Here is a 10940-nt window from a genome sequence, read left to right on the forward strand (position 1 = left end):
CAGTTGCAGCGGCTCAGAAGGGCTACGTTCGATGGCAAACGAAGACAAGCTCCGGGGCTACCTGAAGCGGGTCACGGCCGACCTGCACCAGACCAGGCAGCAACTGCGGGAGATCCAGGGCCGGGAGCACGAGCCGATCGCGATCGTCGGCATGGCCTGCCGCTACCCGGGCGGGGTCGCCTCGCCCGAGGAGCTGTGGCGGCTCGTCGCCGACGGCGTCGACGCGATCTCCGAGTTCCCCACCGACCGCGGCTGGGACGAGAACCTCTACCACCCCGACCCGGACAATCCGGGTACGACCACGGCCCGGACGGGCGGCTTCGTCTACGACGCGGCCGACTTCGACGCCGGCTTCTTCGCGATCTCGCCGCGTGAGGCGTTCGGGACCGACCCGCAGCAGCGGATGTTCCTGGAGTCGTGCTGGGAGGTGTTCGAGCGCGCCGGCATCGACGCGAACTCCGTGCGCGGCAGCCGGACCGGCGTCTACGCCGGCGTCATGTACCACGACTACTTCCGCGCCGAGGCGCTCGGCAGCGTGGTCTCCGGCCGCGTGGCGTACGCGCTCGGCCTGGAAGGTCCGGCGATCTCGGTCGACACGGCGTGCTCGTCGTCGCTCGTGGCGCTGCACCTGGCGGCGCAGGCGTTGCGGCGGGGCGAGTGCTCGCTGGCGCTGGCCGGCGGCGTGACGGTGATGGCGACCCCGAACACCTTCATCGAGTTCTCGCAGCAACGGGGCCTGTCGGCCGACGGCCGCTGCAAGTCCTTCGCCGACGCGGCGAACGGCACCGGCTGGAGCGAGGGCGTGGGGGTGCTGCTGCTCGAACGCCTGTCGGACGCGCGGGAGAACGGGCACCACGTCCTCGCGGTCATCCGCGGCAGCGCGGTCAACCAGGACGGCGCCAGCAACGGGCTGTCCGCGCCGAACGGCCCCTCCCAGATCCGGGTGATCCGGGAGGCGCTGGCCGACGCGGGCCTGTCGCCCTCGCAGGTCGACGCGGTGGAGGGGCACGGCACAGGCACCACCCTGGGCGACCCGATCGAGGCGCAGGCGCTCATCGCCGCGTACGGGCAGGACCGCGAGGGCGGACGGCCGCTCTGGCTGGGCTCGCTGAAGTCGAACATCGGCCACGCCCAGGCCGCCGCCGGCGTCGGCGGCGTGATCAAGATGGTGATGGCGCTGCGCAACGGCCTGCTGCCGCGCACCCTGCACGTGGACGAGCCGTCCACGCACGTGGACTGGTCGGCCGGCGCCGTCGAGCTGCTCACCGAGCCCCGGCCGTGGGAGCCCGGCGAGGCGCCCCGCCGCGCCGCGGTCTCGGCCTTCGGCTTCAGCGGCACCAACGCCCACATGATCCTCGAAGAGGCGCCCGCCGAGCAGGACGACGCCGCCGAGCAGGCCGGGCTCAACCTGCCGCTGGTGCCCTGGGCGATCTCCGCCAGGGACGCGCAGGCGCTGGCCGCCCAGGCCGACCGGCTCAACACGTGGGCGGCCGAGCGGCCGGACCTGCGTGCCGAGGACGTCGGCTGGTCGCTCGCGACCGGCCGCGCGGCGCTGGACCAGCGCGCCGTGATCGTGGGGGAGACCCGGGACGAGCTCCTGGCCGGTCTCCGGTCGCTCGCCGACGGCGCCACCGCCGTCACGGGTTCCGGGGCGGGAGGCAGGATCGCCTTCCTGTTCGCCGGCCAGGGCAGCCAGCGGGTGGGCATGGGCGCCGCGCTCGCCCAGGCGTTCCCGGTGTTCGCCGCCGCGCTCGAAGACGTCTGCAAGGTCCTGGACCCGCTGCTGCCGCACCCCATCAGGGACGTCATGTTCACCGACCCCGACGGGGCGCTGGACGAGACGGGCATGACCCAGCCCGCCCTGTTCGCCTTCGAGGTCGCCCTGTACCGGCTGCTGACCTCGCTGGGCATCGAGGCCGACGTGCTCGCCGGGCACTCGGTCGGCGAGCTCGCCGCCGCCCACGTGGCCGGCGTCTTCTCGCTGGCGGATGCGTGCGCGCTGGTGGCGGCCCGGGCCCGGCTGATGCAGGCGCTGCCCGCGGGCGGCGCCATGCTCGCCGTCGCCGCCCCGGAGGAGCAGGTCCTCCCGCTGCTGGAAGGCCGTGCGGACCGGGCCGGGATCGCCGCGGTCAACGCGCCGGGCGCGGTCGTCGTCTCCGGCGACGCCGGCGACATCGACGAGATCGCGCGGGCACTTGAGGCGCGGCAGGTACGCACCCGCCGGTTACGCGTCTCCCACGCGTTCCACTCGCCGCTCGTCGAGCCGATGCTCGAGGAGTTCCGGCAGGTCGCGGAGTCGCTCACGTACGACGAGCCCGCCATTCCGATCATCTCTGACGTGACCGGCCATAAGGCGCAGTCCGGGCAGCTCACCGACCCCGGCTACTGGGTGGACCACGTCCGCCGGGCGGTGCGCTTCGCCGACGCCGTCACCACCGCCAGGGCCGGCGGCGCCACCGTGTTCGTGGAGATCGGCCCGGACGGGGTGCTGACCAGCCTGGCCAGGCAGACGCTCGACGGCGACGACGCCGCGTTCTTCGTCAGCGCCACGCGCAAGGACCGCGACGAGGCCCGTGCCTTCGTGGAGGCCGTCGGCCGGCTGCACTGCCGGGGCGTCGCCGTCGACTGGGACGCGTACTTCGCCGACGCCGTCCCCCAGCGCGTCGACCTGCCCACGTACGCCTTCCAGCGCAAGCGCTTCTGGTTCATGCCCGGCGCCGCCCCGGCCGAGCAGGCGCCCGACGGCTCCGTCGACCCCGAGTTCTGGGCCGCGGTGGAACGCGAGGACGTGGCCGCGCTCGCTGCCACCCTCGGCATCGAGGACGGCTCCCCGCTGGCCGCCATCCTGCCCGCGCTGTCGTCCTGGCGGCGCCGGCGGCGCGACCAGGACGTGCTCGACTCCTGGCGGTACCGCGTCACCTGGACGCCCGTCGGCGCGCCCGGCGGGAAGCCGCCCGCGCTGTCGGGCACCTGGCGCGTCGTCGTCCCGGCGGACCGGGCCGGCGGCGACGCGGCGGCCTCCGTCGCCGGGGCGCTCGAACGGCACGGAGCCCGCTGCGAGCTCCTGACGATCACCTGCGACTCCGGCAGGGACGACCTCGCCGCCCAGCTGGGCGGGGACGAGGCGCCGGCCGGCGTGCTCGCCCTCCACTGCGACCTCGCCCGGACGGTCACGCTGATCCAGGCCATGGACGACGCCGGCGTGGCGGCGCCGCTCTGGATCGCCACCGACGGCGCCGAGAGCGTCAGCCGGGCCGACCCGGTCCGCGACCCGGAGCAGGCCGCGGTCTCCGGGCTCGGCCGGGTCTTCGGCCTGGAGCACCCCGCCCGCTGGGGCGGCCTCGTCGATCTGCCGGAGACGCTCGACCAGCGCGTCCTGACCCGCCTGGTCACCGTGCTGGCCGGGATCGGGGAGGAGGACCAGCTCGCCGTCCGCGCCTCGGGGATCTTCGCCCGCCGCCTGTCCAGGGCGCCCAGGGCGCGGAACGACTCGGCCGAGCGCTGGCGGGCCCGCGGCACCGTACTGATCACCGGCGGCACCGGCGGCCTGGGCGCGAACGTCGCGCGGTGGCTGGCCCGCGACGGCGCCGAGCACCTCGTGCTCACCAGCCGGCGCGGCGCCGACGCCCCCGGAGCCGCCGCGCTGGTGGCCGAACTCCAGGAGCTCGGCGCGCGGGTGACGGTGTCCAAGTGCGACGTGGGCGACCGCGACGCGCTCGCGGCCCTGGTCCGCGAGATCGAGGCCGATGCCCCCGTCCGATCGGTCTTCCACACCGCGGGCGTGCCCCACATGCAGCCCCTCACCCGGCTCGGACGGGACGAGCTGGCCGAGGCCACCCAAGCCAAGATCGTCGGAGCCGCCAACCTGGACGCGGCCTTCGACGGACCGCTCGACGCGTTCGTGCTGTTCTCGTCCGGCGCCGGTGTCTGGGGCGGCGCCCTGAACGGCGCGTACGCCGCCGGCAACGCCTACCTCGACGCGCTGGCCGCGCACCGCCGCGCCCGCGGACTGGCCGGCACGGCCGTCGCCTGGGGTTTCTGGGACGCCGCGGGCGGCGGCATGACCACGCTCCTCGACGAGGAGGACGCCCGCCGGACCGGCGTCCGCTACATGGACGCCGGTATGGCCATCGACGGCCTGCGTCAGGCCCTGGACGACGGCGAGACCAACCTGGTCGTCGCCGACGTCGACTGGGAACGGTTCTTCCCCATCTTCACCGCCGCCCGGCGGCGCCCGCTCCTCGACGGCGTCCCCGAGGCCGTGGCGGTGCTCCAGAAGGAGACGGAATCCGACTCCGAGTCCTCGGAGCTGCGCGCCAAGCTGCTCCCGCTGAACGAGGAGGAGCAGGACCGGTTGCTGGTCGCGCAGGTGCGCGAGCAGGTGGCCGCCGTGCTCGGGTACGCCCCCGGCGAGGTGGAGGTGGACCGGGCCTTCAGAGACCTCGGCTTCGACTCGGTCACCGCGGTCGAACTGCGCGGCAGGCTCAACGCCGCGTTGGGCGTTCGGCTCCCGGCGACGGTGGTCTTCGACTACCCGAACGTCAAGGCGCTCGCGAGCCTGGTCCGCGGCGAGATCCTGGGCACCCGGACGGAGGCCGGTCCCACCGGCGAGAGCCGCGGACCGGTCTCCGACGACCCGATCGTGATCGTCGGGATGAGCTGCCGGATGCCCGGCGGCGTGACCAACGCCGACGACCTGTGGCGGCTGGTCGCCGAGGGCGGGGACGCGATCTCGGCCCTCCCGGACGACCGCGGCTGGGACGTCGAAGGGATCTACGACCCGGACCCCGAGGCCCAGCTCGCCTCGTACGTACGGGACGGCGGCTTCCTGCGCGACGCGGCCGACTTCGACCCCGAGTTCTTCGGCATCAGCCCGCGCGAGGCCCTGGCCATGGACCCGCAGCAGCGAGTCCTGCTCGAAGCCTCGTGGGAGGCGATCGAGCACGGCCGGATCGAGCCGGGCTCGCTGCGCGGCACCCGTACCGGCGTCTTCGTCGGCGCGGCCTACGAGGAGTACGGCCGCCACTCCGACCAGGTCCCGCTCGAATCCGTGGGACACCTGGTCACCGGCACGCTGAGCAGCATCGCGTCCGGCCGGGTCGCGTACGCGCTGGGGCTCGAAGGACCCGCGGTGACGGTGGACACGGCGTGCTCGTCGTCGCTGGTGGCGCTGCACCTGGCCGCGCAGTCGCTGCGGAACGGCGACTGCGATCTGGCGCTGGCCGGCGGCGTCACGGTGATGTGCACCCCGCTCGGGTTCATCGGCTTCAGCCTGCAGGGCGCGCTCGCCCGAGACGGCAGGTGCAAGCCCTTCGCCGGCGCGGCGGACGGGTTCGCCCTGTCGGAGGGCGTCGGCATGCTGCTGGTGGAGCGGCTGTCGGACGCCCGCCGCAACGGTCACCGGGTGCTGGCGGTCGTCAAGGGCTCGGCGATCAACCAGGACGGTGCCAGCAACGGCCTGACTGCCCCGAACGGTCCTTCCCAGCAGCGGGTGATCCGGCAAGCCCTGGCCAACGCCGGGCTGTCGGGCGCCGAAGTGGACGTGGTCGAGGCGCACGGCACCGGGACCACCCTGGGTGACCCGATCGAGGCCCAGGCGCTGATCGCCACCTACGGCCAGGACCGGGAACGGCCGCTGTGGCTCGGCTCGGTCAAGTCGAACATCGGCCACACCCAGGCCGCCGCCGGTGTCGCCGGGGTCATCAAGATGGTGATGGCCATGCGGCACGGCGTGCTCCCGCAGACCCTGCACGTCGACGAGCCGTCGCCGCACGTGGACTGGTCGGCCGGTGCCGTCGAGCTGCTGACCGAGGCCCAGCCGTGGGACGTCGAGGATCGTCCGCGCCGCGCCGCCGTCTCCTCCTTCGGCATCAGCGGCACCAACGCCCACGTGATCATCGAGCAGGTGCCGGGCACGGACGCCGAGCCCGAGCCCGTTGACGAGCCGCCGATGGTGCCGTGGGTGCTGTCGGGTCGTAGCGCGGAGGCGTTGCGGGCTCAGGCGGGCCGGCTGGCTGACGCGGTGGCCGGCGCCCGGCCGGTGGATGTGGCGCATTCGCTGGTGGCTTCGCGGTCGGCGTTCGATCACCGTGCGGTGGTGATCGGTGCCGATCGGGAGGAGCTGCTGGCCGGTCTGGACGATGGCGCGGTGCGGGGCGTGGCCGGGCCGCGTGGCAAGACGGTGTTCGTCTTCCCTGGTCAGGGGTCGCAGTGGCTCGGTATGGGGGTGGAGCTGCTGGATGATTCGCCGGTGTTCGCGGTGCGGATGGCGGAGTGTGAGGCGGCGCTGTCGGAGTTCGTGGACTGGTCCCTCACGGACGTGCTGCGTGGTGGGGAGGGTCTGGACCGGGTCGATGTGGTGCAGCCGGTGTTGTGGGCGGTGATGGTGTCGCTGGCCGAGGTGTGGCGCTCGCTCGGGGTGACGCCCGCCGCGGTGGTGGGTCATTCCCAGGGTGAGATCGCCGCCGCCGTGGTGGCGGGCGCGCTGTCGCTTCAGGACGGCGCCCGGGTGGTCGCGCTCCGGAGCCAGGCCATCGTGGCGCTGGCCGGACAGGGCGGCATGGCGTCGATCCCGCTGCCCGCCTCGGAGGTGGCGGTAGACGACCGGATCTCCATCGCGGCGGTGAACGGGCCTTCCTCGACGGTGGTGTCAGGCGATGCGGATGCCATTGAAGAATTCCTGGCTCGGTATGACGCGGCTCGGGCGCGGCGGATCGAGGTGGACTACGCCTCGCATTCGGCGCATGTCGAGGCGATCGAGGAGGAGCTGGCGAGACTGCTGGCTCCGGTGGCGCCACGCGCAGGCGAGGTGCCGTGGTACTCGACAGTCCGGCAGTGCTGGTTGACCGGGGCCGAGGTTGATGCCGCGTACTGGTACGAGAACCTGCGGCGGACGGTGTGGTTGGAGCCGTCGGTGCGGGCGCTGGCCGAGCAGGGGCATGGGGTGTTCGTTGAGGTCAGTGCCCATCCGGTGTTGACGATGGCGGTGCAGGAGACCGTCGAGGACGTGGTGGCGTGTGGCACGCTGCGTCGTGACGACGGCGGCCTGCGCAGGTTGTGGACCAGCGCCGCCGAGCTGTGGGTGCGCGGCGTGAACGTCGACTGGGCGCAGGCGCTGGAGCCCGCCGCCCCCCGGATGGTCGACCTGCCCACCTACGCCTTCCAGCACCAGCACTTCTGGCTGGAGGAGCGCACCGCGAGCGCGGGTGACGTCGGAGCCGCCGGGCTCGGGGCGGCCGGGCATCCCCTCCTCGCCGCGGCGGTCTCGCTGGCCGACGCCGACAGCGTGCTGCTGACCGGCAGGCTCTCGCTGAAGACCCACCCGTGGCTGGCCGACCACCGGGTCAACGGCCAGGTGCTGCTGCCCGGCACGGCGTTCGTGGAGCTGGCCGTCAGGGCCGGTGACGAGGCCGGCTGCGACCTGCTCGAAGAGCTGACCCTGCAAGCGCCCCTCATCGTGCCGGAGCGCGGCGCGGTCCAGCTGCAACTGGCCGTCGGCGCCCCCTACGAGGACGGGCGGCGGCAGCTCACCGTCCACACCCGGCCCGACGGCGGAGCCGCAGACGACCCGTGGACCTGCCACGCCACCGGCGTGCTCGCGCCGGAGGCCGCCGCGCCGCCCGCCCAGGACACGGCCGCCTGGCCGCCCGAGGGCGCGCAGCCGCTCCCGCTGAACGGCCTGTACGACTGGCTCGGCGCGGTCGGCCTGGGTTACGGACCCACGTTCCAGGGCCTGAAGGCGGCCTGGCGGCGCGACCAGGAGCTGTTCGCCGAGGTGGCGCTGCCGGAAGGGACCGAGACCGGCGGATTCGGGCTGCACCCGGCGCTGCTCGACGCCGCGCTGCACAGCGTCGCGCTCAACGCGGCCACCGCCGAGGACGGGCCGCGGATGCCGTTCGCCTGGACCGGCGTGCGGCTGCACGCGACCGGCGCGACCTCGATCCGCGTCCGGCTCACCCCCCGCGGCACCGACGACGTGACGCTCGCCGTCACCGACACCACCGGCGTGCCCGTCGCGCACGTGGAGTCGCTGATCCTGCGCCCGCTGCCCGCCGACCTCGGCGCCGAGCAGCACGCCACCGGAGAGGACTCGCTCTACACGCTCGAATGGGCGCCGGTGCCCGTCGGCGAACCCGCGGGCGAGCAGCGGTGGGCGGTCATCGGCGACCCGTCAGAACTGGCGGCCGCCGGGATCGACGCGTCGGCGCACGCCGGCCTGGCCGAACTCCTGGCCACCGGATCGGTGCCCGAATGGGTGATCGTCCCGCTGGACGGCGTACCGGAGCCCGACCTGGCCGCGGCGGTCCGCGACCGGACCTGCCAGGTGCTGGAGCTGCTGCAGACCTGGCTGGCCGAGGAGGGCTTCCCCGCCTCCAGGCTCGTCCTCCTCACCCGCGGCGCGGTCGCGGCGACGGCGGAGGAGGAGGTGCCGGACCTGGTCAACGCCGGGGTCTGGGGTCTCGTCAGGTCCGCGCAGTCGGAGAGTCCAGAACGGGTCGTCGTCCTCGACCTCGATCGCGACCCGGACTCCTGCCGGGCGCTGCCCGCCGCGCTCGCGACAGGCGAGGCGCAGCTCGCGATCAGGAAGGGGACGTCGTACGCACCCCGCCTGGCCCGGCCCGGGGCCGACGGCGCGCTGACCCCGCCGGCCGGGGCCGCGAACTGGCGGCTGGACGTCACCACCCGCGGCACGCTCGACGACCTCGCGCTGCTGCCCACCCCGTCGGCGCCGCTCGCGCCCGGCCAGGTACGCATCGGCACCAAGGCCATGGGGCTGAACTTCCGCGACGTGCTGATCGCCCTGGACATGTACCCGGGCGACGCGCCGATGGGCGGCGAGGGCGCCGGAGTCGTCATCGAGGTGGCCGACGACGTCACCACGCTCGCGCCCGGCGACCGGGTGATGGGCATCGTCGACGGCTTCGCCCGGGAGGCGGTCACCGACCACCGGCTGCTCGCCCGCATCCCGGACGACTGGACGTTCGCCCAGGCGGCGTCCGTGCCGATCGCCTTCGTCACCGCCTACCACGCCCTGGTGGACCTGGCCGGGCTCCAGGCAGGCGAGGCGCTGCTGGTGCACGCGGCCGCGGGCGGCGTGGGCACGGCCGCCGTGCAGCTCGCCCACCACCTGGGCGCCGAGGTCTACGGCACCGCCAGCGAGAGCAAATGGGACGCGGTACGTGAGCTGGGCGTCCCCGCCGAGCGCATCGCCTCGTCCCGGACGCTGGAGTTCGCGCGGACCTTCGCCCCGGGCGTGGACGTCGTGCTCAACTCCCTCGCGGGCGAGTTCGTGGACGCCTCGCTGGGCCTGCTGCGGCCGGGCGGGCGCTTCATCGAGATGGGCAAGACGGACGTACGGGACCCGGCCGAGCTGCCCTCGGTCCGCTACCAGAACTTCGACCTCACCCTGCTCGGCCCGGCCCGCACCGGCGAGATCCTGGCCGAGATCGCCGCCCTGTTCGCGCGCGGCGCGCTCCGGCTCCCGCCGATCAGCACGTGGGACGTCCGCCGCGCCCCCGACGCGTTCCGGTACGTCGCCCAGGCCCGCCACATCGGAAAGGTCGTACTGACCGCGCCGCCCGCCCTCGACCCCGAGGGCACCGTGCTCGTCGCCGGCGGCACCGGCGCGCTCGGCGCCCTCGCCGCCAGGCGCCTGGTCACCGAGCACGGCGTGCGGCACCTGGTCCTGGCGAGCCGCCGCGGCCCCGCCGCCGACGGCGCGGCGGCGCTGGAGGCGGAGCTGGCCGGGCTCGGCGCCACCGTGACGGTCGCCGCCTGCGACGCCGCCGACCGCGACGCCCTCGCCGCGCTGCTCGCGAGCATCCCCGCCGAGCACCCGCTGACCGGGGTCGTCAGCACGGCGGGCGTGCTCGACGACGGGATGATCTCCTCGCTCACCCCGGAGCGCGTCGAGGCCGTCATGCGCCCGAAGGTGACCGCCGCGGCCAACCTGCACGAGCTGACCGCCGAGCTCGACCTGGCGCAGTTCGTCCTGTATTCGGGCGCCGCGGGCATCCTCGGCAGCCCCGGCCAGGGCAACTACGCCGCGGCGAACACGTTCCTGGACGCCCTCGCCCAGCACCGCCGGGCCCGCGGGCTGGCGGCGACCTCCCTGGCCTGGGGCCTGTGGTCGCCGCAGAGCGGCAGCGGCATGACCGGCCACCTGGACGAGGCCGACCTGAGCAGGCTGAGCCGGTCCGGCATGGGCGCGCTCGACCTGGAGGAGGGCCTCGGCCTGTTCGACCGGGCGCTGAGCGTGGACGAGGCGGCGCTCGTGCCGATCCACCTGGATCTCGCCACGCTGCGCGCCGGCGCGGCCAAGGGATTCGGCCACCCGCTCTTCCGCGGCCTGGTACGCATCTCCGCCCGCCGCGTGCTGGCGGCGGAGACGCCCCTGGGCGATTCGCTCACCGACCGGCTGGCCGCCCTGCCGGAGGCGGAGCGGGCTCCGATGCTCCTCGACCTGGTACGCGGCCACGTGGCCGCCGTGCTCGGCTTCGCCGGGCCGGAGTCCGTCGAACCGGGACGGGCGTTCAAGGAGCTCGGCTTCGACTCGCTGACCGCCGTGGAGCTGCGCAACCGGCTCAAGGCGGTCTCGGGACTGCGGCTGCCCGTCTCCCTGATCTTCGACTACCCCAACGCCGCCGCGCTGGCCGGGCACCTGCTGGAGGAGCTGGCGCCACCCGCGCACAGCGCCGAACAGCAGGTCCTGGCCGAGCTCGACCGGATCGAGGCCAGGCTGGCCGTCATGGCGGCCGAATGCGCCACCGCCGGGGAGATCACCGCCCGGCTCGAACAGCTGGTCTTCTCCTGGAAGGAACGGCACCAGGAGGCCGCCACCGTGGACGACGTGGCCGGCCAGCTCAGCGCGGCCACGGCCGACGAGATCATCAGTTTCATCGACAGCGAGTTCGGACTCTCCTGAGCAGGCGTCACCGAAG

The 10940-nt window shown here is 74.3% G+C and carries 1 protein-coding gene; it reads left to right on the forward strand.

Features of this window, described 5'->3' with window-relative positions; genetic code table 11:
- Window positions 1-31: 31 nt before the first annotated feature.
- Entirely contained in the window at window positions 32-10924 is a 10893-nt protein-coding gene (locus ACIBI9_RS42030; protein WP_397231083.1) for a type I polyketide synthase, read from the forward strand.
- Window positions 10925-10940 lie beyond the last annotated feature (16 nt).

It is taken from the genome of Nonomuraea sp. NPDC050451 (assembly GCF_044458585.1).

Excerpts from the sequence above, each read along its gene's own strand:
- ACIBI9_RS42030 (WP_397231083.1), top strand. The coding sequence starts at position 32 with ATGGCAAACGAAGACAAGCTCCGGGGCTACCTGAAGCGGGTCACGGCC.